Annotated in this window: 20 protein-coding genes and 1 riboswitch; of the genes, 13 read left to right on the top strand and 7 right to left on the bottom strand. The window is 74.3% G+C overall.

The features are described from left to right. Nucleotides 1-3 precede the first annotated feature (3 nt). The 3 genes from ACFV0O_RS17620 (at nucleotide 4) to ACFV0O_RS17610 (ending at nucleotide 2,974) form a co-directional block, all read left to right on the top strand. On the top strand, nucleotides 4-1,710 hold the full coding sequence (locus tag ACFV0O_RS17620) for a dipeptide ABC transporter ATP-binding protein (RefSeq protein WP_380342317.1): 1,707 nt from the start codon (nucleotides 4-6) through the stop codon (nucleotides 1,708-1,710). Between the two features lie 158 nt (nucleotides 1,711-1,868). Next, entirely contained in the window at nucleotides 1,869-2,279 is a 411-nt protein-coding gene (locus tag ACFV0O_RS17615; protein ID WP_380342314.1) for a cytidine deaminase family protein, read from the top strand. 131 nt (nucleotides 2,280-2,410) lie between these two features. Beyond that, complete coding sequence (locus tag ACFV0O_RS17610; protein WP_360249922.1) at nucleotides 2,411-2,974, top strand: EF-hand domain-containing protein; 564 nt, start codon at nucleotides 2,411-2,413, stop codon at nucleotides 2,972-2,974. A gap of 118 nt (nucleotides 2,975-3,092) precedes the next feature. On the opposite strand, the gene ACFV0O_RS17605 is transcribed toward ACFV0O_RS17610, so the two are convergent. Continuing rightward, the gene (locus tag ACFV0O_RS17605; RefSeq protein ID WP_380342311.1) at nucleotides 3,093-3,668 is read right to left on the bottom strand and encodes a TetR/AcrR family transcriptional regulator; all 576 of its coding nucleotides are present in this window, start codon (nucleotides 3,666-3,668) and stop codon (nucleotides 3,093-3,095) included. Between the two features lie 234 nt (nucleotides 3,669-3,902). Here ACFV0O_RS17605 and ACFV0O_RS17600 point away from each other — a divergent pair, with 234 nt between their 5' ends. Continuing rightward, a complete protein-coding gene (locus ACFV0O_RS17600; RefSeq protein WP_380342308.1) occupies nucleotides 3,903-4,544 on the top strand; it encodes a dihydrofolate reductase family protein in 642 nt (213 codons plus the stop codon). Here ACFV0O_RS17600 and ACFV0O_RS17595 read toward each other — a convergent pair. Then, entirely contained in the window at nucleotides 4,471-5,601 is a 1,131-nt protein-coding gene (locus tag ACFV0O_RS17595) for an EamA family transporter (protein ID WP_380342305.1), read from the bottom strand. The genes ACFV0O_RS17600 and ACFV0O_RS17595 overlap by 74 nt on opposite strands. Nucleotides 5,602-5,733: 132 nt before the next feature. Here ACFV0O_RS17595 and ACFV0O_RS17590 point away from each other — a divergent pair, with 132 nt between their 5' ends. The 6 genes from ACFV0O_RS17590 to ACFV0O_RS17565 all read left to right on the top strand — a co-directional run bounded on the left by ACFV0O_RS17590 (nucleotide 5,734) and on the right by ACFV0O_RS17565 (nucleotide 10,416). Then, nucleotides 5,734-6,162, top strand: coding sequence for a gamma-glutamylcyclotransferase family protein (locus tag ACFV0O_RS17590; RefSeq protein WP_380342304.1), 429 nt, complete (start codon nucleotides 5,734-5,736; stop codon nucleotides 6,160-6,162). A 383-nt stretch (nucleotides 6,163-6,545) separates the two neighbouring features. Then, entirely contained in the window at nucleotides 6,546-7,784 is a 1,239-nt protein-coding gene (gene cbiE, locus ACFV0O_RS17585) for a precorrin-6y C5,15-methyltransferase (decarboxylating) subunit CbiE (RefSeq protein ID WP_380342301.1), read from the top strand. Continuing rightward, nucleotides 7,781-8,542, top strand: coding sequence for a precorrin-4 C(11)-methyltransferase (gene cobM / locus ACFV0O_RS17580; RefSeq protein ID WP_380342299.1), 762 nt, complete (start codon nucleotides 7,781-7,783; stop codon nucleotides 8,540-8,542). Before cbiE ends, cobM begins: the two co-directional genes overlap by 4 nt. Beyond that, entirely contained in the window at nucleotides 8,542-9,282 is a 741-nt protein-coding gene (locus ACFV0O_RS17575) for a cobalt-precorrin-6A reductase (protein WP_380342415.1), read from the top strand. Before cobM ends, ACFV0O_RS17575 begins: the two co-directional genes overlap by 1 nt. Before the next feature lie 78 nt (nucleotides 9,283-9,360). Beyond that, entirely contained in the window at nucleotides 9,361-9,864 is a 504-nt protein-coding gene (locus tag ACFV0O_RS17570; RefSeq protein WP_380342412.1) for a DinB family protein, read from the top strand. A 45-nt stretch (nucleotides 9,865-9,909) separates the two neighbouring features. Then, nucleotides 9,910-10,416 carry a protein phosphatase gene (locus ACFV0O_RS17565; RefSeq protein WP_380342297.1) on the top strand — a complete coding sequence of 169 codons (507 nt, stop codon included), beginning with the start codon at nucleotides 9,910-9,912 and terminating at the stop codon, nucleotides 10,414-10,416. Nucleotides 10,417-10,455: 39 nt separating this feature from the next. On the opposite strand, the gene ACFV0O_RS17560 is transcribed toward ACFV0O_RS17565, so the two are convergent. Continuing rightward, entirely contained in the window at nucleotides 10,456-11,985 is a 1,530-nt protein-coding gene (locus ACFV0O_RS17560) for a UDP-N-acetylglucosamine 1-carboxyvinyltransferase (RefSeq protein WP_360249946.1), read from the bottom strand. Nucleotides 11,986-12,131: 146 nt separating this feature from the next. Then, entirely contained in the window at nucleotides 12,132-13,295 is a 1,164-nt protein-coding gene (locus ACFV0O_RS17555; RefSeq protein ID WP_380342295.1) for a cobalt-precorrin-5B (C(1))-methyltransferase, read from the bottom strand. 452 nt (nucleotides 13,296-13,747) lie between these two features. Here ACFV0O_RS17555 and ACFV0O_RS17550 point away from each other — a divergent pair, with 452 nt between their 5' ends. Further along, on the top strand, nucleotides 13,748-15,487 hold the full coding sequence (locus tag ACFV0O_RS17550; protein ID WP_380342292.1) for a TIGR03767 family metallophosphoesterase: 1,740 nt from the start codon (nucleotides 13,748-13,750) through the stop codon (nucleotides 15,485-15,487). Nucleotides 15,488-15,585: 98 nt separating this feature from the next. Here the strand turns inward: ACFV0O_RS17550 and ACFV0O_RS17545 are convergent, their stop codons facing one another. Genes ACFV0O_RS17545 through ACFV0O_RS17535 form a run of 3 tightly spaced genes read right to left on the bottom strand, consistent with a single transcriptional unit; the run spans nucleotide 15,586 to nucleotide 19,009 of the window. Beyond that, entirely contained in the window at nucleotides 15,586-17,115 is a 1,530-nt protein-coding gene (locus ACFV0O_RS17545) for a precorrin-2 C(20)-methyltransferase (RefSeq protein ID WP_380342289.1), read from the bottom strand. Beyond that, nucleotides 17,112-17,738, bottom strand: a complete 627-nt coding sequence (locus ACFV0O_RS17540; protein WP_359901678.1) for a precorrin-8X methylmutase — start codon at nucleotides 17,736-17,738, stop codon at nucleotides 17,112-17,114. Before ACFV0O_RS17540 ends, ACFV0O_RS17545 begins: the two co-directional genes overlap by 4 nt. Then, nucleotides 17,735-19,009: a hypothetical protein gene (locus tag ACFV0O_RS17535; protein WP_380342286.1), complete on the bottom strand. Its 1,275-nt coding sequence runs from the start codon at nucleotides 19,007-19,009 to the stop codon at nucleotides 17,735-17,737. Before ACFV0O_RS17535 ends, ACFV0O_RS17540 begins: the two co-directional genes overlap by 4 nt. 314 nt (nucleotides 19,010-19,323) lie before the next feature. Further along, nucleotides 19,324-19,409: riboswitch (cobalamin riboswitch) on the top strand. A 47-nt stretch (nucleotides 19,410-19,456) separates the two neighbouring features. Between ACFV0O_RS17535 and ACFV0O_RS17530 the strand changes: the two genes are divergently transcribed. Together ACFV0O_RS17530 and cobN are read left to right on the top strand one after the other, a co-directional pair. Continuing rightward, the gene (locus ACFV0O_RS17530; protein ID WP_360249964.1) at nucleotides 19,457-19,633 is read left to right on the top strand and encodes a hypothetical protein; all 177 of its coding nucleotides are present in this window, start codon (nucleotides 19,457-19,459) and stop codon (nucleotides 19,631-19,633) included. Further along, nucleotides 19,630-23,259 carry a cobaltochelatase subunit CobN gene (gene cobN / locus ACFV0O_RS17525; RefSeq protein WP_380342283.1) on the top strand — a complete coding sequence of 1,210 codons (3,630 nt, stop codon included), beginning with the start codon at nucleotides 19,630-19,632 and terminating at the stop codon, nucleotides 23,257-23,259. The genes ACFV0O_RS17530 and cobN overlap by 4 nt, the downstream gene beginning before the upstream one ends. The last annotated feature ends 37 nt before the right edge of the window (nucleotides 23,260-23,296 follow it).

Here is a 23,296-nt window from a genome sequence, read left to right as displayed (position 1 = left end):
CCGATGAAGTCCACTGATACGGGTGCGGGTTACGCCGCCGCGGGTGCCGGTGGGGACGGCGCCGAGCCGGTGCTGAGTGTCCGCGACCTGACCGTCACGTTCGCCGGCCCACGGGGCGGCGCGCCGGTGACCGTCGTGCGGGGGCTCTCGTTCGACCTCGCACCGGGTGAAGTCCTGGGCCTGGTCGGCGAGTCCGGCTCCGGAAAGTCGACGGTCGGCCTCGCCGTCCTCGGCCTGCACGACCCGCGCACCACCACCGTCACCGGCTCGATCCGTCTGGACGGGCAGGAGTTGGTGGGTGCCGGGGAGTCCGCGTTGCGCGGGGTGCGGGGCGGCCGGGCCGCGCTGGTCCTCCAGGACGCGCTCGCCTCGCTCAGCCCTTTCCACGGGGTCGGCGCCCAACTCGCCGAGACGTACCGGCTGCACCACCCCGGGACGGGCCGCGCCGAGGCCCGCCGGCGGGCGGCCGCGATGCTCGACCGGGTCGGCATCCCGACGGCCCGGGTGCGCGACTACCCGCACCAGTTCTCGGGCGGGATGCGGCAGCGCGTGATGATCGCGATGGCGCTGATGAACGACCCCCGGCTGCTGATCGCCGACGAGCCGACCACCGCCCTGGACGCCCGCGTCCAACGGCAGGTCCTCGACCTGCTGGGCGAGTTGCAGCGCGAGCACGGCACCGCGGTGCTGCTGGTCAGCCACGACCTGGGCGTGGTCGCCGGGACCACGGACCGCACCCTGGTGCTGCGCGACGGCGTCCCCGTCGAGTCCGCGCCGACGGCCGAGCTGCTGGCCACACCGCGCGAACCGTACACCCGTTCGCTCGTAGGGGCGGCGCTGCGCCTCGACTCCGTACCGGGCAGCCCACTGCCCACTGTCGACGAACCGTCACCGTCGTGGGCGTTCCGCCCGAGGGTCGTCGAGCGGCCCGAGCGGTGGCTGGCCGAGGTGGAGGACCTCACCGTGTACTTCCCCGGCCGGCGGCGCTTTCCCGGCCGGCGGGCCGAGCCGGTCCGGGCGGTCGAGGGCGTGGGCCTGCGGATCGCGCCCGGCGAGACGGTCGGCCTGGTCGGCGAGTCCGGCTCCGGCAAGTCCACCACCTCGCGCGTCCTGGCCGGCCTGCAACGGCCCACCGGCGGTCGGGTGTCGTACGACGGCCAGGACGTCACCCGCCCGGACCGGGAGTTGCGACGCCGGCTCAGCCGGGAGATCCAGCTGGTCTTCCAGGACCCGTACGCCTCGCTGAACCCGCGCCGCACCATCGCCCGGACCCTCGACACCCCGTTGCGCCTGCACACCGCGCTGACGGCGGCCGAACGGCGGGAGCGCTCGGCCGAGTTGCTGGAGCAGGTCGGGCTGAGCGCCGGGCACCTGGACCGCTACCCGCACGAGTTCTCCGGCGGGCAGCGCCAGCGGATCGGCATCGCCCGGGCACTGGCGCCGCAGCCGCGCCTGATCATCGCGGACGAACCGGTCTCGGCACTCGACGTCTCGGTGCAGGCACAGGTGCTCAACCTGCTGATGGAGCTGCGCGAACGCCTCGGCGTGGCCTTCCTGTTCGTCTCGCACGACCTCGCCGTGGTCCGGCACTTCTGCGACCGGGTCGCGGTGATGCACCGGGGCCGGCTCGTCGAGTCCACCGACCGGGACCGGCTGTTCGAGGCGCCGCACACCGAGTACACCAGGGAGCTGCTGGCGGCGGCGCGCTGAGGACGCCCGTCGGGTCGGGGCATCCGGGCGAGCGGCGCGGCAGGACCGGCGGCACGGGGTCATCGGCGGCGCCGTGACCCAGGAAAGCACTGGAACGTCCAGGGGCCGGTGGATCATGATCGGATCCCGTCGGATCCGATCGAGGAGGGGCAACCACCATGTCCACCCATGACCACCCGCTCGTGGACACGGAGCTCGTCGCGGCCGCCCGGGAGGTGGCCCGGCGGTACGCGCGGGGCGACAACCACACCGTGGCGGCCGCCGGGCGCAACGCCGACGGGCGGATCGTCACCGCCCTGAACGCCTACCACTTCACCGGCGGGCCGTGCGCCGAGCTGGTGCTCATCGGGGCGGCGGCCGGGCAGGGCGCGTACGAGCTCACCACCGTCGTGGCGGTCGGCGACCGGGAGCGCGGGGTGATCCCGCCGTGCGGTCGCTGCCGCCAGGCGCTGCTGGACTACTTTCCGGATCTGCGGATCATCGTCGGGCGGGGGTCCGCGCTGCGCACCGTCCCGGTGCGGGACCTGCTGCCGGAGACGTACGTCTGGGCCGACCACCAGGAGGACTGACGGGCGGGCGGCGCCGGGACGGACCGGCACGGCCGTTCGCCGTTCGTTCAGCTGCGCGAGCACGGCTCAAGGGGTTAGCGTGCAGGCGATGTGACGTAGGAGAGCCAGGAATCGCCAGCCGAGGGGGCACATTGTCGGACGACCTGCTCATCGCAAAGATCAACCACGGTTTCGATCACCTCGACGCCGACGGCGACGGACTCATCACCGAACGGGACCACGTCCTGATGGGCCACTCGGTGGCCCGCTCGCTCGGCCACCAGGAAGGCTCGGAGGCGGAGGCCGTCATCGTCCGCGCCTACCTGACGATCTGGCACGACCTGCACCTCGCCCGGCTGCCCGCCGGCACCGAGGCGATCACCCGCGACCAGTTCGTCGCCTCGACCGGGTCGCTCGCCGACGACCCCGAAGCCGCCCGGGACAGCCTCGGCGCACTCGCCGAGGCCTTCCTCGCCGTCGCCGACGCCGACCGCAGCGGAACCATCGACGCCGGCGAGTTCTTCGTCTTCCAACGCGGCCACTTCGCGGGCCTCTGCCGCGACGACGCCGACGAGGCCTTCCGCCACCTCGACACCGACGGCGACGGCGTCCTGTCCGCGGCCGAGTTCACCACCGCGATCATCGAGTACTGGACCAGCCGCGACCCCGACGCACCCGGCAACTGGTGGACGGGCAAGCCGCCGCACGCCCTCTGACCCGAAGGCTCCGCCCACCCCGAGGCGCCGACCCGGCGACCTGGTGACCCGGCGACCCGCCCCCGCGAACCGGACGCGCGAACCCGACGCGCGGGGGCGACCGCGGCCCCCGGAGCGGTCAGACCGCCGGGACGATCCGCTCGACGATGGTGTCGATCAGCGCCGCCAAGCCGTCGACGCCCAACACCTCGGGCAGGGTGAGGTGTTCGAGGATCAGGCCGGTCATGGCGAGGTAGAGCACGAGGACGGTCTCGCGGTCGCCGGGGAAGCCCTCGTCCAGGTGGTAGGCGACGTTGGCCTCCAGGTCGTCCCGGATGGTGCCGGTGAGCTGGGTCCTCAGGTCCGGGCGGCGGGTCGCCTCCAGTCGTAGTTCCAGCATCGCCAGGTAGCCGGCCCGGTCGGCGGTGATGCGGCGGATCAGCTCGTGCATCAGGGCGGTGACCAGGGCGCGGTCCCGGGGGGCGCGCATCAGTTCGTCGAGGATCGCCGGGTCCGGGATGAGCCGGTGGTGGATGTGCCGGGCGGTCTGGTGGAGCAGGTGGTCCCGGCTGGCGAAGTAGTTGGAGGCCGTGCCCTTGGGGACGCCGGCCTCGACGTCGACCGCGCGGAAGGTGAGGCCGCGGGCGCCGTCGCGGGCGAGGACCTCGATGGCGGCGTCGGCGAGGGCGGTGCGGCGGGCTGGGTTCTGGACCATGGGCCGATTCTCCCCCCTGTGACGTCGAGGCCTCGGGCCGGTACCGGATCGGGGCGGTACCGGATCGGGGCGGTACGGCATCGGGACCGCGTGAAATCGGACCGCGTGGGATTCGAGCGGCACACCCCTGGCAACCACTACATGTGGAGTACTATAGTTGTCGTGGTTCGCCGAGCAGGCCGGTCCCGGCCCGCACCGCGCCCCGAATCCCGTTCCTCGACCCCAAGGACCTGCATGCGCAAGCTCACCTACTTCATCGGCGCCAGCATCGACGGCTTCATCGCGGCCCCGGACGGCGACTTCGGCGTCTTCATGCCGTACGTGACCGAGGACTACGCCCCGACGCTCTACAGCGAGTACCCCGAGACCATCCCCACCTTCGGCCGGGCGGCGGTCGGCATCGCCGACGCCCCCAACGAGCGCTTCGACACCGTGCTCATGGGCCGCGGCACCTACGAGCCGGGGATCCGGCTCGGAATCGCCAACCCCTACGCCCACCTGCGGCAGATCGTCTTCTCCCGCACCCTCGACACCAGCCCGGACCCTGCGGTCGAGCTCACCGCCGAGGACCCGCTGAGCGTCGTCCGCCGCCTGAAGGCGGAGGACGGGCTCGGCATCTGGCTCTGCGGCGGTGCCGACCTGGCCGGTCAGCTGCTGCCCGAGATCGACGAGCTGATCGTCAAGCAGTACCCGGTGGTGATCGGCTCGGGCATCCCGCTGTTCGCCCCGGGCGCCGCCGGCTTCACGCCCCGCGCCTTCACCCTCACCGACAGCCGGGTCTTCGAGCGCGGCAACGTCGTGCTCACCTACGAGCGGACGGCTCCGACCCGAGACGCCCAGAACGACGCCCGGGACGACGCCCGGGACGCCGGCTGACGCTCACCACCAGGCAGACGCCCGCGACCACGATCCCCCCGCCCGCCAGGGTGGGGCCGGTCAGCGGCTCGGCCAGGACCAGCCAGCCCAGCAGCACCGCCACCACCGGATTCACGTACGCGTAGGTGGCGACCAGCGTCAGCGGTGCGGAGCGCAGCAGCCAGGCGTACGCGGTGAAGGCGAGCAGCGAGCCGAACAGCACCAGGTAGGCGAGGGCCAGCCAGGACCGGCCGGAGACGGCCGCCAGGTCCAGCCCCCGCTGCTCGCCGCGGACCAGTCCGATCAGCAGGTTGCAGAACCCGCCGGCCAGCATCTGGTAGGCGCTCGCGGCGAGCACGTTGCCCGGCATCGGGACCTTCTTGCTCGCGAACGAGCCGGCCGCCCACAACAGCGTGGCGCAGATGATCAGGACCACGCCGAGCGGCGCGACGGACCCGCCGATCGCCGGGGCCGACAGCACACCGAGGCCGACCAGGCCGAGCAGCACCCCGGCGAGCTCGGCGGCCTTCGGGCGCTCGCCGCCGAAGGCCGTCAGCACCACCATCCACAGCGGGACGGCCGCCACCAGCAGGGCGGCCAGGCCGGAGGGGACGGAGGTCTCGCCCAGGACCACCAGTCCGTTGCCGCCGGTCAGCAGCAGCAGGCCGACCAGAGCGGCGGAGGCCAGCTGCCGCCCGCTCACCTTCAGCCCGGCCGGGCCCTGACGCACCAGCAGGTAGCCGACCAACAGGAAGCCCGCGACGAGGAAGCGGGCGGCGGCGGAGAGGAAGGAGGGCATCGTCTCCACCGCGATCCGGATCGCGAGGTAGGTCGAGCCCCAGACGACGTAGACCACGGCGAGGGCCAGCCAGACCGCACCGCCGAGGCGGCCGGCCGGGCGGGCGTCGGCGGGCGGGGGCGGGCCGACGGTGGCGGTCTTCGTGAGGGCCACGGGGGGTGCGTCGGCAGGGGGTGCGTCGGCGGGACTCCCCGGGGTGGCGGGGGTGACGGGGGTGGCGGGGGTCGTGGGGGCGGCACCGGCGGTGGTGGCCGGCTGGGAGGAGGCGGGCGATGTCATGTGTGTCCCCCTTGGACGGTGCTGGCCGAACATCCGATATGACAGCGCATGACCGGCCCGGCGCGCCAGTCGGTATCACGAACCGGACCGGAGGACGTACCGTGGGCGCTCCCCAGCGAGGAGGTCGAACCCGTGTCCGCGTCCGAGGAGGAGCTGCCGTTCTTCGTCTACGGCACTCTGCGCAGCGGCGGCCGCAACCACGCCGCACACCTGGCCGGACGCTGCGCCGACGTCCGGCCGGCCGTGCTGGACGGCGCCGCACTGCACGAGGGCCCCGGCTTTCCGTACGCGGTGCTCGACGCGACGCCCGGGCGGCGGATCGTGGGCGAGCTGATCACCATTCGCCCGAGCGCCTACGCCGGAGCACTCGCCGCCCTCGACCTGCTGGAGGAGTGCCAGGCGGACGGGACAGGGCTGTACGTGCGGCGGCGGCTGGCGGTCCGGACGGCGGTGCCGGGCGGGCGGCGGGACGCGTGGGTCTACCTGGCCGGGCCGGACGCCGAAGCCCGACTGCGCGAGCGGCCGGCACTGATCGCTTCGGGGGACTGGGCGGACCGGTGACCGGGTGCGGCAGGTGAGCGGCGCAGGACGCGAGCGGCGCAGCGGGTGAGCGGGGACGGGCGACGGATCGCGTGTGACGGATCGCGGCTGACAGATCACAGCTGACAGCTTTCAGCGAACAGATGATGAAATCTGTCATCTGAAACCCGTCGATCGTCAGCCGCCCGAGCCCCCGCCCCCACCGGACCCGGTCCGGACGGACCGGCCACCAGGACCGCCCCGTTACCCCCTGGATACCGCCAGGTAGGCTGCCCCGGCCGGCAGGATCGCCGGCCCCAGGCCCCCGGGACTCCAGGGCCCCGGGACCCCGGGACCGCGAGACCCCGGGACCGCGGGACCACGAGTCGCGACAACCGCAGGATCGAACGACGAGGAGCCACCCGGTGCCCGAGCTGCCACCCCCGATCACCGTCGTCGGGATCGGGGCCGACGGCTGGCCCGGCCTCGCCGCCACCGCCCGGGCCGCGCTCCGGGAGGCCGACGTGGTCATCGGCGGCCCCCGCCAGCTGGACCTGCTCCCCCGGGAGGAGGTCACCGCCGAGCGCGTCCCCTGGCCCTCCCCGCTGCGCCCGGCCGTCCCCGGACTGCTCGCCGCCCACGCCGACCGCCGCGTCGCCGTCCTGGCCAGCGGCGACCCGATGTTCTTCGGCATCGGCCGCACCCTGGCCGAGACCGTCGGGGCCGAGCGGCTGCGCGTCCTGCCGCACCCCTCCTCCGTCTCCTACGCCTGTGCCCGGCTCGGCTGGCCGCTGGAGGCGACCGAGGTGGTCAGCCTGGTCGGCCGTCCGCCGGCCACCCTCGCGCTCGCCCTCCACCCCGGCCGCCGCCTGCTGGTGCTCAGCGCCGACGCCGCCACCCCGGCCGCCGTCGCCGCCCTGCTCACCGAGCGCGGCTACGGCACCGCCCGCTTGCGCGTGCTGGAAAAGCTCGGCCACGCGCGCGAACGGCAGCTCCACGGCCCCGCCGACGGCTGGCCGCACCCGCCGGGCGACCCGCTGAACCTGATCGCCGTCGAGCTCGGCGACGGCCCCCGCACCTCCCTCGTCCCCGGCCTGCCCGACACCGCGTACGAGAGCGACGGCCAGCTGACCAAGCGGCACGTCCGCGCCGCCACCCTCGCCACGCTCGCCCCCTCCCCCGGCGAGCTGCTCTGGGACGTCGGCGGCGGCTCGGGCTCGATCGCCGTCGAGTGGCTGCGCGCCCACCGCGACTGCCGGGCGGTCAGCGTCGAGCGCGACCCGGTGCGCGCCGGGCGGATCGCCCGCAACGCCGCCGCGCTCGGCGTGCCGAGGCTGCGCGTGGTGACCGGCCCCGCGCCCGCAGCCCTCGACGGACTCCCCACCCCGGACGCCGTGTTCGTCGGCGGCGGTCTCACCGCACCCGGTCTGCTGGAGGCTTGCTGGGCGGCGCTGCGCCCGGGAGGCCGGCTGGTCGCCAACACCGTGACCCTGGAGTCCGAGGCGCTGCTGACCGAGTGGTACCGGCGGCACGGCGGCGAGCTCGTGAAACTGGCCGTCTCCCACGCCGTCCCGGTGGGCGGCTTCACCGGGTGGCGCCAGGCCATGCCGGTCACCCAGTGGTCCGCCGTCAGGACCGACACCCCCCAGGAGGACGCCTCGTGACCGTCTACTTCATCGGAGCCGGCCCGGGTGCCGCCGACCTGATCACCCTGCGCGGCCAGCGCATCCTGGCCCGCAGCGAGGTCTGCCTGTTCGCCGGCAGCCTGGTTCCGCGCGAGCTGCTGGACGAGTGCCCGCCCGGCGCGCTGCTCGTCGACACCGCCCAGATGACCCTGGACCGCATCGTCGAGCGGATGGCGCGTGCCCACCACGAGGGCAAGGACGTCGCCCGGCTGCACTCCGGCGACCCGTCCGTGTTCTCCGCCGTCGCCGAGCAGATGCGCCGCCTCGACGCGGCCGGCATCCCCTACGAGGTCGTCCCCGGTGTGCCCGCCTTCGCCGCCGCCGCGGCCGCGCTGAAGCGGGAGTTGACGGTGCCGACCGTGGGCCAGACCGTCATCCTCACCCGGATCGCCAAGCGCGCCACCCCGATGCCCGAGGGCGAGGACCTCGACACCCTCGGCCGCAGCGGCGCCCTGCTGGTGCTGCACCTGGCCGCCGGGTACGTGGACGACGTGGTCGAGCAGCTGCTCCCGCGCTACGGCGCCGACTGCCCGGCCGCCGTCGTCGCGATGGCGAGCCGCCCGGACGAGCTGGTGCTGCGCGGCACGGTCGGCGACATCGCCGAGCAGGTCAAGGCGGCGGGCGTGGTCCGCACGGCCGTCATCATCGTCGGCCGGACGCTGGCCGCCGAGCACTTCCGGGACAGCCACCTCTACTCGGCGGACCGCGAACGCCCGCACGAGCCCTGCGGGGCGTGATGCGCCACCTGCTGATCCTCGGCGGGACGACCGAGGGGCGGACGCTGGCCGCGGCCCTCGACGGCCGCCCGTCCCTGCGGGTCACCAGCTCGCTGGCCGGCCGGGTCGCCCGGCCCCGGCTGCCCGCCGGGGAGGTGCGGATCGGCGGCTTCGGCGGCCCGGACGGCCTGGCCGACTGGCTGCGCGCCGAGCGGGTGGACGCCGTCGTCGACGCCACCCACCCGTTCGCCGCCGGCATCTCGCACAACGCCGCCCTGGCGTCCGCCGCCGCCGGCGTGCCGCTGCTGGTGCTGCGCCGCCCTGGCTTCACCCGCGTCGACGGGGACCACTGGCTCCCCGTGCCGTCGCTCGCCGCGGCGGCCGACCTGCTGCCGCGGCGCGGCGAGCGGGTCTTCCTGACCACCGGGCGGCAGAGCGTCGCCGCCTTCGCCCACCTCGACGGGGTCCACTTCCTCGCCCGCTCGGTCGACCCGCCCGAGCCGCCGCTGCCGCCGTCCTTCGAAGTCCTGCTGGACCGGGGCCCGTTCACGATCGAGGGCGAGCTGGCGCTGCTGCGCGCGCACGACATCGACGTCGTGGTCACCAAGGACAGCGGTGGCGCCGCGACCGCGCCCAAGCTCACCGCCGCCCGCGGGCTGCGGCTGCCCGTCATCGTCGTGGAGCGTCCGCCGGTGCCGGACGGCGTGCCGGTGGTCCCGGACGTCGAGGGGGCGCTGCGCTGGCTGGAGCGGTCGGGCTGAGCCCGGTCCGTGGAATGCCGGGCGAACCCGCCGACCGCCCGGCAGGATGACCCCGTGACCGACGCCCAGCGCACCGGAATGACGGCCGACCGGCGCACCGAGACCCCGCGGACCGCCGACGAACGCACCACCCTGGCAGGCTTCCTGGACTTCCAGCGCGACACCCTCGCGATGAAGTGCGCGGGCCTGACCACCGAGCAGCTCCGGGCCCGGGCGCTGGAGCCCTCCGCCCTGTCGCTGCTCGGTCTGGTCCGGTACCTCGCCGAGGTGGAGCGCGGCTGGTTCCGCAACGTCCTCGACGGCGAAGGGCTGCCCGGGTTCCGGAAGCACCCCGACGGCTCCTTCGTCGAGTTCGACGTGGAGGACGCCGACCCGGACGAGGCCTTCGCGAGCTGGCACCGCGAGTGCGACCGCGCCCGGGAACTCGTCGCCGCCGCAGAGTCGTTGGACGTCCTGGGCCACCACGGCGAGGAGGTCTTCCCGCTGCGCTGGATCCTCACCCACATGATCGAGGAGTACGCCCGCCACAACGGCCACGCCGACCTGCTGCGCGAGCACCTCGACGGCAGCACCGGCGAGTAGCACCCGGGCCGGGGGCCGGGCGGGCCGACGGAGAGGGAGCAGGTCGTGCGGACCCGCCAGAAGGAACGCGGCACCCCCGGGCCGTCGGAGCCCTGGAACGAGATCGCCCCCGGGCTCTGGATGGGCGGGCACTGCTTCACCCCGCCCGGCGGCGATCTGGAACCCGCCGTCGTCCGCGACGAGTTCGACCTGGTGGTCAGTCTGTTCACGCTCCCCGGGCACGGCCCGGCGCCGTGGGTGGAACACGTCGTCCGGGAGGTGCCCGACGCCCCGCTCTCCCCCGGTCAGCTGGAGGCCGTGCGGGAGGCGGCGGAGCTCACGGCGGAGGCCGTCCGCCGGGGCCGCCGGACGCTGGTGCGCTGCCACTCGGGCTACAACCGTTCGGGCCTGGTGGTGGCGCAGGCCCTGGTCGACCTGGGCCTGGACACCGGTGAGGCGGTCCGGCTGATCCGGGAACGGCGGTCGCCCTGGGCACTGAACAACCCGGTGTTCGTGGACTACCTGGACACCGGGTTGGACGTGGCCATCCTGCTGACCGGACTCACCGGTTGAGTCCGGACGGCAGGCGGCGGACAGTTCGCTGACGGACCGTCAGATGTCGCGGAAGGTCTCGATCCGGGCGCCGATGGAGTTGAGGCGCTCGGCGAGGTCCTCGTAGCCGCGGTTGATGACGTAGACGTTGCGCAGGACCGAGGTGCCCTGGGCGGCGAGCATGGCGAGGAGGATGACGACCGCCGGGCGCAGGGCCGGCGGGCACATCATCTCGGCGGCGCGCCAGCGGGTGGGGCCCTGGACCAGCACGCGGTGCGGGTCGAGGAGCTTGACGTCCGCGCCGAGACGGGTCAGCTCGGTGAGGTAGATCGCGCGGTTGTCGTACACCCAGTCGTGGATCATCGTGGTGCCGTGCGCGGCCGCGGCGATGGCGGCGAAGAACGGCACGTTGTCGATGTTGATGCCGGGGAAGGGCATCGGGTGGATGGTGTCGACCGGCGCGGTCAGCTTGGAGGGGCGCACGGTGAGGTCGACCAGGCGGGTGTGACCGTTGTGGGCCCGGTACTCGGGGGTCCGGTCGTAGTCGAGGCCCATGCCCTCCAGCACCGCGAGCTCGATCTCCAGGAACTCGATCGGCACCCGGCGGATCGTCAGCTCGGAGGAGGTGACGACCGCGGCGGCGAGCAGGCTCATCGCCTCCACCGGGTCCTCGGCCGGGGTGTAGTCGACGTCGCGGGTGATCTCCGGAACGCCGTGCACGGTGAGCGTGGTGGTGCCGATGCCCTCGATCCTGACGCCCAGCTCCTCCAGGAAGAAGCAGAGGTCCTGGACCATGTAGTTGGGCGAGGCGTTGCGGATGACGCTCACGCCGTCGTGCCGCGCGGCGGCCAGCAGGGCGTTCTCGGTGACGGTGTCCCCGCGCTCGGTCAGCACGATCGGGCGGTCCAGCGGGGCACCCGGCTCGACCGAGGCGTGGTAGGCGCCGCCGGTGGTGGCGACCTCCAGGCCGAAGCGGCGCAGCGCGGTCAGGTGCGGCTGGACGGTGCGGGTGCCGAGGTCGCAGCCGCCCGCGTACGGGATGGCGAAGCGCTGGGCGCGGTGCATCAGCGGGCCGAGGAACATCAGCACGCTGCGGGTCCGCCGGGCCGCCTCGACGTCCATCGCGTCGAGGTTCAGCTCGGCGGGCGGGGTGAGTTCGAGGTCGCGGCCCTCGTTGATCCAGCGGCTCTTGACGCCGATGCTGGTGAGCACTTCGAGGATGCGGTAGACCTCCTCGATCCGGGCGACGCTGCGGATCGTGGTGCGACCGGTGGTCAGCAGCGAGGCGCAGAGGATCGCGACGCACGCGTTCTTGCTGCTGCGGACGTCGATGGCGCCGGAGAGGCGGGTGCCGCCGGCGACGCGCAGGTGCATCGGGCCGGAGTAGCCGAGGGAGACGATCTCGCTGTCGAGGGCTTCGCCGATGCGGGCGATCATCTCAAGGCTGACGTTCTGCTTGCCCTGTTCGATGCGGTTGACCGCGCTCTGGCTGGTGCCGAGCGCTTCTCCGAGCTGCGCCTGGGACCAGCCGCGGTGCTGACGCGCGGTACGGATGAGGGTGCCGATACGGGTGAGGTAGTCGCCTGTCACTCGGCAGACCATATCTCATGGCTGAGATGGCGATAGAAGCGAGAGGCGGCGCGGCGCTCCTTTTGTCCGTTTCTTTCCCTGTATGGCCGTCAGATCTTCACATCACCAGGTGATGTTGTCGCGCTCCCGTGACAGTCGTGACATTGTCACGGCCCCAGCGGCTCGGCCCGGCCGACGACGGTGCCCGCGCGGTCGATGCAGATGACGTCCACCGCGACCGGCGAGCCCAGCAGGACGCCGAGCGCCGTCGCCCGGGCCGCCTCGGCGACCAGGTCCCCGAGCGGCACCCCGGCCGCCCCGCAGAGCTGCACCGCCTCCAGACCGGTGTTGGCCGCCGCCACCGCCTCCGTCAGCGCCTCGTCCGCCCCGCCCCGCCGGGCCAGTTCGGCCAGGTACCCCTTGTCCACCTGGGACCGCGCCGAGTGCAGGTCGAGATGACCGGCCGCGAGCTTGGACAGCTTGGCGAAGCCGCCCGCGATGGTCAGCCGGGGCACCGGGTGGCGCTTGAGGTACTTCAGCACGGCTCCGGCGAAGTCGCCCATGTCCAGCAGTGCGTCCTCGGGCAGGCCGTGCACCGCGACCGCGACCTTCTCCGACGTCGAACCGGTGCACCCGGCCACGTGCGTGCGGCCCGCCGCCCGGGCCACGTCGACACCGCGGCGGATCGAGTCGATCCAGGCCGAGCAGGAATAGGGGACGACGATCCCGGTGGTGCCGAGGATCGACAGGCCGCCGAGGATGCCCAGCCGCGGGTTCCAGGTCGAGCGGGCGATCTCCGCACCGTGGTCGACGGAGATCTCGACCACCACGTCCCCGCTGCCGCCGTGCTCGGCGGCCACCTCGGCGACCGCGTCCCGGATCATCTGCCGGGGCACCGGGTTGATCGCGGGCTCCCCGACGGGCAGCGGCAGGCCCGCCTTGGTGACCGTCCCCACCCCCGGTCCGGCCCGGAACACCACCCCGGCCCCGGGCTCTCCGGCCCGGACGGTCGAGCGGATCAGCGCGCCGTGGGTGACGTCGGGGTCGTCGCCGGCGTCCTTGACCACCCCGGCCATGGCGTACGGCCGCCCGTCCGCCGCAGGCCGCTCGGCGGCGAGCGCGAAGGCGGGCCGCTGCCCCTTGGGCAGGGTGATGACCACGGGGTCGGGGAACTCTCCGGTGAGCAGCGCGGTGTACGCGGCCTTGGTGGCCGCGGTGGCGCAGGCGCCCGTCGTCCAGCCGTGCCGCAGGCCGCTGCTCTTGAGCTGGCCGGCCCGGCCCCCCGCCCCGGACTGCGCCCGGGCTCCGCCTTCGGCTGCCGCTGCGGCCACCTGCGCCTCGCTTCCGACGGCGCCCGCGCCGTCCTGCTCTCTCCGGCGGCCGCACCGGCCGCCGCCGCCGATTTTCCCCCATTCGCCCGGCCGCGGCCCGACCGGGGTGGCCGACGACGACCCGGGGCGCCACCCGCCGGACCACCTGCGCGAGCCGCGCGGCAGCTCTCCGGGGAGCCGCACGGCGGGCCGTGCGCGAGCCGCAACGGCAGGCCCCGCGCGAGGCGTGCGGCCGGTCACGCGCGAGGCGTGCGGCGGGCCGTGCGCGAGCCGTGCGGAAACTGCGCGCAGCCGGCCTCCCGCGTTCCCGAAGTGTTCGCTGCACGGGCCTCGCCCCCATGCCCTACCAGTGAGTAATCTGGCGGTCCGCCAGAAGCGGGTTCATGACACGTGGGTCGGTGAACGGGTCGTCCGCCCGGCCGGCCATCAGTATGGGGGTTTTTGTGGCAGGGATGAGTCGGCGTACGTTCCTCACGGGTACGTCGGTGGCCGCCGCGTGGTCGGCCTTGTCGCTGGGCGGCGCGCAGTTCGCCTCGGCCGCGACGCGCGACCAGGCGCTGGCGACGACGGCCGCGAGAGCGGTCAAGGTCACCGGGACCACGCTGGAGCAGGTGGCCACCCCGGTCGGCACCGGCGGCTACAAGCGGCTGACGGCCGGTCCGGGCTGGCCGCTGGTGGTGCGCGGCGAACTGGCGGCGCCCGGCACCGGCCGGGACGACCGCCGCACCGGGCTGGCCAGCTTCGTCCAGTTCAGCGACCTGCACCTGGTCGACACCGAGTCCCCGGTGCGCTTCGAGTACCTGGCCCGGTTCAACGGCAGCGCGTACCGGCCGCAGGAGGCCCTGAACGCCCGCGGCGTGTCGGCCCTCGTCGAGCGGGTCAACTCGCTCGGCGGCGGCCCCTACACCGGCATGCCGTTCAGCATGGTGATGGCCACCGGCGACAACACCGACAACCACGAGCTCGCCGAACTCGACTGGTACCTCAAGGTCATGGGTGGCGGACGACTGGCCCAGAACACCGGCGACCCGAACCGCTACGAAGGGGTCCAGAACTCCGGCAACGCCGGCTACTGGAACCCCGAACTCTCGTACACCGACGGTTACAAGGCCAAGGGCTTCCCGCTGGTGCCCGGCTTCCTGTCCGCCGCCGGCCGCCCCTTCGACGCGCCGGGCCTGCGCACCCCCTGGTACACCACGGTCGGCAACCACGACGACAGCATCGAGGGCACCCTGCCGGACCTCGGGCTGCTCAACGACCTCTACACCGGCCAGTACAAGCTGGAGGGCTGCGACGACGCGACCGCCGCCCAGCTGATGGACTCCCTGCGCCGCGACCCGGCGGGCGCCGTGTTCCTGCTCGCCAAGCTGATAGCCAGCGGCGACGCAGTGCGCCGGATCACCCCGGACGAGCGCCGGAAGCCGTTCACGCTCAAGGAGTTCGCCAAGGCCCACCTGAACCCGGCGGTCACCGGCGCCGGCCCGTACGGCCACGGCTTCACCTCGGACATGGTGAGCAGCGGCAAGCTCTACTACACCTTCCGCATCTCGGAGAAGGTGGTCGGCATCAGCCTGGACACCACCAACCAGGCCGGGTTCGCCGACGGTTCGCTCGGCACCGCGCAGCTGCGCTGGCTGGAGCAGCAGCTGCAGGCGCACAGCGGGCACTGGTACGACGCCGACGGGCGCCGGGTGACGGGCGGCAGCACGGACGACGTGGTCCTGCTCTTCAGCCACCACACCAGCACCTCGATGGGCAACCTGCTGCCGGACCCGCGCAACATCTTCGAGAAGCGGCACGACGGCAACGAGCTGGTGACGCTGCTGCAGCGCTACCCGAACGTCGTCGCCTGGGTGAACGGCCACACCCACATGAACAAGATCACGCCGCACGGCCACTCGGTGCCGGAGCGGGCGTTCTGGGAGATCAACACCGCCTCGCACATCGACTACCCGCAGCACGGCCGGGTCATCGAGGTCGTGGACAACGGGGACGGCACGCTCTCCCTGTTCACCACGTTGATCGAGTCCTCCGCGCCGTACGGGACGGACTTCGGCAGTACCTCGGACGCCAACCTCGCGGCGCTCTACCGCGAGCTGTCGTACAACGACCCGAACGGGCGGCCGACGGCGCTGCTGGGCGCGGGCGAGGACCACAACACGGAGCTGCTGGTCGCCAAGCCGACCCGGTAACGGTCGGCGGGGACGAGAACAGAGGACGGCAGACACATGACAGCCGACAGATGATGAAATCTGTCGGCTGTCATGTGTCATCCGCCGTTCGCCGGCCGTCAGGCCTCCGGATACCGCCGGGGCGTCCAGACGACCTCCACGCCGCCGCCCCGCTCGACCGCCCGGGTCTGCGAGGAGCCGATCAGCAGGATCGTCCGCATGTCGACCAGCGCCGGGTCCAGCTCGCCCAGCCGGACGATCCGCACCCGCTCGGTCGGCCCGCCGACGTCGCGCGCCATGACCACCGGGGTCTCGGGCGCCCGGTACTCCAGCAGCAGGTCCCGGGCGAGGCCCACCTGGGTGGTGCGGGACTTCGAGCCCGGGTTGTAGAGGGCGAGCACCAGGTCCGCCTCGGCGGCGGCGCGCAGCCGCTTGGCCACCGCGTCCCAGGGCTTCAGCCGGTCCGAGAGCGACACCGTCGCGTAGTCGTGCCCGAGCGGGGCGCCGGCCCGGGAGGCGGCCGCGTGGGCGGCGGTCATCCCCGGCAGGACCCGCACCGGGACGTCCCGGTAGGCCTCCTCGCAGGCGACCTCCAGCACGGCGGTGGCCATCGCGAACACCCCCGGGTCGCCGGAGGAGACCACCGCGACCCGGTGGCCGCGCCGGGCGAGGTCGAGCGCGTACTCGGCGCGCTCCGACTCCACCTTGTTGTCCGAGCCGTGCCGCCGCTGCCCCGGGCGCTCCGGCACCCGGGCCAGGTAGGTGGTGTAGCCGACCAGGTCGGTGGCCTCGGCCAGCGCGCCGCGCGCCTCGGGGGTGAGCCAGAGCGGCCCGGCCGGCCCGGTGCCGACGACGGTCACGCTGCCCGTGCCCTCCGACAGCCGGACCTCGGGCTCCAGCGGCGCGACCTTGCTGGGCAGCACCGCGACCGAGAAGTACGGCACGGTCTCGCCGTCGACCTCCGCGAGCGGCGCGATGCGCTCGCCGGCCATGAAGGCCCGCTCGACGTACTGGGCGTCGGCCAGCCGCCCGGCCCGCTCCAGGGCGCGGCGGACGGTCGGGAAGGTGCGCCCGAGCTTCATGATCACGGCGGAGTCGGCGGACGCGATCCGCGCCGTCAGCTCCTCCTCGGGCAGCGTGCCGGGGATGACGGTGAGCGTCTCCTCGGCCTCGGTCAGCGGCTGTCCGAGCCGGGCCGCCGCGGCGCTGACCGAGGTCACGCCGGGCACCACCTCGGTCGGGTAGCGGTGGGCGAGCCGCTTGTGCATGTGCTGGTACGAGCCGTAGAAGAGCGGGTCCCCCTCGGCGAGCACGACGACGTCGCGCCCGGCGTCCAGGTGGGCGGCCAGCCGGTCGGCGGCCTCCTCGTAGAACTCGTCCAGCGCGCCCCGGTAGCCGCCGGGGTGGTCGGTGGTCTCCACGGTGAGCGGGTAGACCAGCTTCTCCTCGATCTGACCGGCCGTCAGGTACCGCTCCGCGATCGAGCGCGCGATGGACCGGCCGTGCCGGGCGCTGTGGTACGCCACCACGTCGGCCTTGCCGATGAGTTCGGCGGCGCGGACGGTCACCAGCGACGGGTCGCCGGGGCCGAGTCCGACGCCGTACAGCCGCCCGGTCGAAGACTCCTGACGTTCCTGATGTTCCGTCATTCTTCTTCGCTCGCAATCGCGTTGACGGCGGCGGCGGCCATCGCACTGCCGCCGCGCCGGCCCCGCACCACCAGGTGCTCCAGGCCGGACGGGTGCTCGGCCAGGGCCTGCTTGGACTCCGCGGCGCCGATGAAGCCGACCGGGACGCCGATCACCGCGGCCGGGCGCGGCGCGCCCGCCTCGATCATCTCCAGCAGCCGGAACAGCGAGGTCGGCGCGTTGCCGACGGCGACCACCGCGCCCTCCAGCCGGGGCAGCCAGAGCTCCATGGCGGCGGCGCTGCGGGTGTTGCCCATCTTTCGGGCGAGTTCGGGCACCGACGGGTCGGTGAGGGTGCAGATCACCTCGTTGTCGGCGGGCAGCCGCTTGCGGGTCACACCGCTCGCGACCATGTTGACGTCGCAGAGGATCGGCGCACCGGCGTGCAGCGCGGCGCGCGCGGAGGCGACCACGCCGGGCGAGTACACCAGGTCCTCGACCAGGTCGACCATCCCGCAGGCGTGGATCATCCGCACCGCGACCTGGGAGACGTCCGCCGGGAGGGCGGCCAGATCGGCCTCCGCGCGGATGGTGGCAAAGGACTGGCGGTAGATGGACGCGCCGTCCTTCTCGTACTCGATCACTTCGTGGTCCTCCTGGCCTCGGCGACCGCCTCGGCCATCTGCTCGTTCGTCACCTCGGCGGCCATGGGGGCGGCCGCCGGTCCGTTCACCGTCACCCGGTAGCCGTGCCCGGTGGCGAGCACGTCCACCCACCGCCCGGCCGGGTGGCCGCAGCGCCGTTCACAGCCCGACCAGTGGACGGGCAGCGCGCCGGGGCCCGGGTGCGCACCAGCGGGGCCGGCGTCCAGCGCCCCGGCCGCGTCCGAACGGACGTCGGCGAGCGACTTGGCGCAGCCCGGCAACCCGGTGCAGGCCGTGGCCCGCTCCCAGGCGGAGCCCGGCTCGGTGCGGAACCCGGCCGCGGCCAGCCCGGGCAGCAGATCGGCGGCCGCTCCGGGCACGACCGCGCCGCGCCAGGGCGTCAGCCGCAGTTCACCGGCGGAGGCCGCCGCGGCGGCGACCAGCGCCCGCCACTGCGCGGCGCTCGCCCGGCCGAAGCGCAGCCCCACCGAGAGCCCGCCGGGATGCGCGCCGACGGCGGGCGCCGCACCGGCGAAGGCGGGCAGCGGCACCGGGCCGGCGGGCAGCAGGTCGGGCACCTCGCGCAGGTGCCAGGCCCGGCGCCCGCTGGTGCGCAGCGCGTCCAGGAAGGAGCGGGCCGCGTCGAGCACGGCCGTCACCTCCTGCCCGGCCTCGACCGGGTGCCCGTGGCCCGAACGCCCGAGGCGCAGCAGCGCGGGCGTTCCCGGCGCGGCCCCCGAGGCTGCGATCAATGTCACATCGGCGTCGAGCGCGGCGACATCGCCCCGCCCGTCGTCCAGCGCGAAGAGGAACTTGCCGGAGAGCCCGGCCGCCCAGTCGCTCGCGCACAGCCGCGCGTCCAGTTCCCGCACCCAGGCCCGGACGTCGGCGCCCGGGCCGGAATCCAGCCCGGCCAGCGGAGAGGCGACGATGTTGCGGACCCGCTCGTGGGTCTCCGAGGGCAGCAGCGCGACGGCGCGCAGCCGCTCGGCGAGGTCCGCCCCGCACTGCGGAGCCAGGCCCCGCAGTTGGACGTTGCCGCGCGAGGTGGTCTCCACCTGCCCGTCACCCAGGGCCTCGGCGGCCTCGACCAGCGCGAGTGCCTGACGATCCGTCAGCAGGCCTCCGGGCAGCCGGATCCGGGCCAGGGCGCCGTCGTCGGCCGGGTGCAGGCGAAGCGCCCCGGGGCAGGCGTCCGCGCGCCCCCGGTCGGGCACCTCCCGGTCGGGCACGGCGGCGCCCGGCGCGGTGGCGTCGGGTGTCGGTGGCATGGCGGCGAGCATACAGATGATCCGATCGGTTGCCTCCGTCCGCTGCATCACACTCCGGCGCACCCGTCGCATGCGCCCGGCGCCGCCGTGCCCGACCGGCCCGGACGCCCGCACCGCACGGCCCCGAGCCGCCTGCCGGCCGGCCCGGACCAGCGCCCCGACCGGCCCGGACCCGTACGTCCACCGCCCCCGGGCCGCGCGCCGCCCCCTCCGGGGCCCGGCCGAAAGCTCACTCTCCCCCAGGTCAGCCGTACCCCGTACGATGCAGGGCGGACGGTCCGGCGGACCGTCCACACGCCAGCGACGGCGCAGGGGAGGAAACCGGTGCAAACCCGGTGCGGTCCCGCCACTGTGACCGCGGTTCACCGGGCAACCGGTCGGCCGCGGGAGCCAGGAACTCCTGCCGTCCTCCACCGGCCCGGGGCGCGGACCCCGAGGAAGGCAGAAATGCACCAGCGCTGTCGCATGCCCGCGCACGCGTCCACGGCCGCCAGCACGGCGGCCCCGGCCCGAGTCACGGCCGCCGCGGCCGACTCCACGGCCGACCCGGCCCGCGTCCGGGCCACCCCGACCGGCTCCACGGCCGGCCCGGCCACCGACGAGGCCGGGAGGGCCTTCGCATGATCCTGCTGCTGTCGACGTCCGACACCGACCTGCTCAGCGCCCGCGCATCCGAGGGCCCGGTGCCCTTCCGGCTCGGCAACCCGGCCCGGCTCACCCCCGACGACCTGCCCGCGCTGCTGGAGGGCACCGAACTCGTCGTGGTCCGCCTGCTCGGCGGACGCCGCGCCTGGCAGGAGGGCCTGGACGCGCTGCTGGCCGGCCCCCGCCCGGTGGTGGTGCTGACCGGTGAGCAGGCCCCCGACGCCCAGCTGATGGAGCTGTCCACCGTCCCGGCCGGCATCGCCGCCGAGGCACACGCCTACCTCGCCCACGGCGGCGCCGCCAACCTGGCCGAGCTGGGCTCCTTCCTCTCCGACACCGTGCTGCTCACCGGCCACGGCTTCGCCCCGCCCGCGTCCGCGCCGGCCTGGGGCCCGCTGGAGCGCGAAGCCCGCACCGGCGACGGCCCCGGCGCCGACCGGCCGACGGTCGCGGTGCTCTACTACCGCGCCCACCACATGAGCGGGAACACCGCCTTCGTGGAGACGCTCTGCCAGGCGATCGAGGACCGGGGCGCACGGGCGAAGGCCTACTACTGCGCCTCGCTGCGCGGCGCCGAGCCCGAGCTGCTGGCCGCGCTCGGCGAGGCCGACGCGATCGTCACCACCGTGCTCGCCGCCGGCGGCACCCGCCCCGCCGACGCCCAGGCCGGCGGCGACGAGGAGGCCTGGGACGCGGGCGCGCTCGCCGCCCTGGACCGCCCGATCCTCCAGGCGCTGTGCCTGACCTGGTCACGCGCCCAGTGGGAGAGCAGCGACGACGGCCTGTCCCCGCTGGACACCGCGACCCAGATCGCCGTGCCGGAGTTCGACGGCCGCCTGATCTCCGTCCCGTTCTCCTTCAAGGAGCTGGACGAGGACGGCCTGACCGTCTACGCCGCCGACCCGGAGCGCGCCGCCCGCGTCGCCGGCACCGCCGTCAGCCACGCCCGGCTGCGCTACGTCCCGGCCGCCGAGCGCCGCCTCGCGCTGGTGCTCTCCGCGTACCCGACCAAGCACGCCCGGGTCGGCAACGCCGTCGGCCTGGACACCCCGGCCAGCGCCGTCCGCCTGCTGCACCGGCTGCGCGAGGAGGGCATGGACCTCGGGAACGAGCTGCCCGGCCTGGACGACGGGGCCGAGGAGGGCCACGAGGGCGACGCGATCATCCACGCCCTGATCGCGGCCGGCGGCTACGACCAGGACTGGCTCACCGAGGACCAGCTGGCCCGCAACCCGGTGCGCATCCCCGCCGCCGACTACCGCCGCTGGTACGCCACCCTCCCGCAGGCGCTGCGCGAGCAGGTCGAGGAGCACTGGGGCCCGGCGCCCGGCGAGCTGTACGTCGACCGCTCGCAGAACCCGGACGGCGACATCGTGCTGGCCGCGATCCGCTCCGGGAACCTGCTCGTCCTGATCCAGCCGCCGCGCGGCTTCGGCGAGAACCCGGTCGCGATCTACCACGACCCCGACCTGCCGCCGAGCCACCACTACCTGGCCGCGTACCGCTGGATCGAGGCGGCGCAGGAGGACGGCGGCTTCGGCGCCCACGCCGTCATCCACCTCGGCAAGCACGGCAACCTGGAGTGGCTGCCCGGCAAGACCGCCGCGCTGTCCGCCGAGTGCGGCCCGGACGCCGTCCTCGGCAACCTCCCGCTGGTCTACCCCTTCCTGGTCAACGACCCGGGCGAGGGCACCCAGGCGAAGCGCCGCGCCCACGCCACCCTGGTCGACCACCTCGTCCCGCCGATGGCCCGCGCCGACTCCTACGGCGACATCGCGCGCCTGGAGCAGCTGCTGGACGAGCACTCCAACATCGCCGCGATGGACCCGGCCAAGCTGCCCGCCATCCGCGCCCAGATCTGGACCCTGATCCAGGCCGCCAAGCTCGACCACGACCTCGGCCTGGACGAGCGCCCCGAGGACGACGGCTTCGACGACTTCCTGCTGCACGTCGACGGCTGGCTCTGCGAGGTCAAGGACGCCCAGATCCGCGACGGCCTGCACGTCCTCGGCCAGGCGCCGGCCGGCACCGACCGGGTCAACATCGTGCTCGCCATCCTGCGCGCCCGGCAGATCTGGGGCGGCGTCAGCGCGCTGCCCGGCCTGCGCGAGGCGCTCGGCCTGGACGAGGCGGCGCTGACCCTCGGCGCCACCGACGCGGCCGAGGCCAGGGCCCGCGCCCTGGTCGAGGCGATGGAGGCCGAGGACTGGGCGCCGGAGGCGGTCGAGAAGGTCGCCGCCGGGCTGCCGGAGGCCGTCCACGACGTGCTGGCCTTCGCCGCCACCCAGGTGGTGCCGCGCCTGGCCGCCACCACCGACGAGCTGGACGCCGTGCTGCACGCGCTGCAGGGCGGCTTCGTCCCGGCCGGCCCGTCCGGCTCGCCGCTGCGCGGCCTGGTCAACGTCCTGCCGACCGGCCGCAACTTCTACTCCGTCGACCCGAAGGCCGTCCCCAGCAAGCTCGCCTGGGAGACCGGCCAGGCGCTCGCCGCCTCGCTGGTCGAGCGGTACACCGCCGACAACGACGGCGCCTACCCGCCGTCGGTCGGGCTCTCGCTCTGGGGCACCAGCGCGATGCGCACCGCCGGCGACGACATCGCCGAGGCGTTCGCCCTGCTCGGCGTCCGCCCGGTCTGGGACGACGCCTCCCGCCGGGTCACCGGCCTGGAGCCGATCCCGCTGGAGGAGCTGGGCCGCCCGCGCATCGACGTGACGCTGCGCATCTCCGGTTTCTTCCGCGACGCCTTCCCGCACGTGGTCGCCCTGCTGGACGACGCGGTGCGCCTGGCCGCCGCCCAGGAGGAAGCCGACTCGGACAACTTCGTCCGGGCTCACGTCCAGGCCGACGTGGCGGTCCACGGCGACGAGCGCAAGGCCACCGTCCGCGTCTTCGGCTCCCGCCCGGGCACCTACGGCGCGGGCCTGCTCCAGCTGATCGACAGCCGCGACTGGCGCACCGACGCCGACCTCGCCGAGGTGTACACGGTCTGGGGCGGCTACGCGTACGGACGCGGGCTGGACGGCCGGCCGGCCCGCGAGGAGATGGAGACCGCCTACAAGCGGATCACCGTCGCCGCGAAGAACACCGACACCCGCGAGCACGACATCGCCGACTCGGACGACTACTTCCAGTACCACGGCGGCATGGTGGCCACCGTCCGCGCCCTCACCGGCAAGGCACCCACCGCCTACATCGGCGACTCCACCCGCCCGGAGACGGTCCGCACCCGGACCCTCACCGAGGAGGCCGCCCGCGTCTTCCGCGCCCGGGTGGTCAACCCGCGCTGGATCGAGGCGATGCGCCGCCACGGCTACAAGGGCGCCTTCGAGATGGCCGCGACCGTCGACTACCTGTTCGGCTACGACGCCACCACGGGCGTGGTCGCGGACTGGATGTACGAGAAGCTGACCCAGGAGTACGTGCTCGACCCGGTCAACCGGGAGTTCCTCGCGGGCGCCAACCCGTGGGCGCTGCACGGGATCAGCGAGCGCCTGCTGGAGGCGGCGAGCCGCGGGCTGTGGGAGCAGCCGGACCCGGAGCTGATCGCGCAGCTGCAGGCCGCGTTCCTGGAGACGGAGGGTGACCTGGAGGGCGGCGAGGGCTAGGTCCGGGCCAGGTCCTGTCCTGCCGGACAGGGCCGAG

Origin of the sequence: Kitasatospora sp. NPDC059577 (assembly GCF_042735475.1) — a bacterium.
Lineage (GTDB): Bacteria > Actinomycetota > Actinomycetes > Streptomycetales > Streptomycetaceae > Kitasatospora.
This window is presented reverse-complemented; position numbering and strand designations above follow the sequence as displayed.

Excerpts from the sequence above, each read along its gene's own strand:
- ACFV0O_RS17575 (WP_380342415.1), top strand. The coding sequence starts at position 8,542 with ATGCGCCACCTGCTGATCCTCGGCGGGACGACCGAGGGGCGGACGCTG.
- ACFV0O_RS17595 (WP_380342305.1), bottom strand. The coding sequence starts at position 5,601 with ATGACATCGCCCGCCTCCTCCCAGCCGGCCACCACCGCCGGTGCCGCC.
- ACFV0O_RS17620 (WP_380342317.1), top strand. The coding sequence starts at position 4 with ATGAAGTCCACTGATACGGGTGCGGGTTACGCCGCCGCGGGTGCCGGT.
- ACFV0O_RS17545 (WP_380342289.1), bottom strand. The coding sequence starts at position 17,115 with ATGACGGAACATCAGGAACGTCAGGAGTCTTCGACCGGGCGGCTGTAC.
- ACFV0O_RS17550 (WP_380342292.1), top strand. The coding sequence starts at position 13,748 with ATGAGTCGGCGTACGTTCCTCACGGGTACGTCGGTGGCCGCCGCGTGG.
- ACFV0O_RS17570 (WP_380342412.1), top strand. The coding sequence starts at position 9,361 with ATGACGGCCGACCGGCGCACCGAGACCCCGCGGACCGCCGACGAACGC.
- ACFV0O_RS17615 (WP_380342314.1), top strand. The coding sequence starts at position 1,869 with ATGTCCACCCATGACCACCCGCTCGTGGACACGGAGCTCGTCGCGGCC.
- ACFV0O_RS17605 (WP_380342311.1), bottom strand. The coding sequence starts at position 3,668 with ATGGTCCAGAACCCAGCCCGCCGCACCGCCCTCGCCGACGCCGCCATC.
- ACFV0O_RS17600 (WP_380342308.1), top strand. The coding sequence starts at position 3,903 with ATGCGCAAGCTCACCTACTTCATCGGCGCCAGCATCGACGGCTTCATC.
- ACFV0O_RS17535 (WP_380342286.1), bottom strand. The coding sequence starts at position 19,009 with ATGCCACCGACACCCGACGCCACCGCGCCGGGCGCCGCCGTGCCCGAC.
- ACFV0O_RS17530 (WP_360249964.1), top strand. The coding sequence starts at position 19,457 with ATGCACCAGCGCTGTCGCATGCCCGCGCACGCGTCCACGGCCGCCAGC.
- cobN (WP_380342283.1), top strand. The coding sequence starts at position 19,630 with ATGATCCTGCTGCTGTCGACGTCCGACACCGACCTGCTCAGCGCCCGC.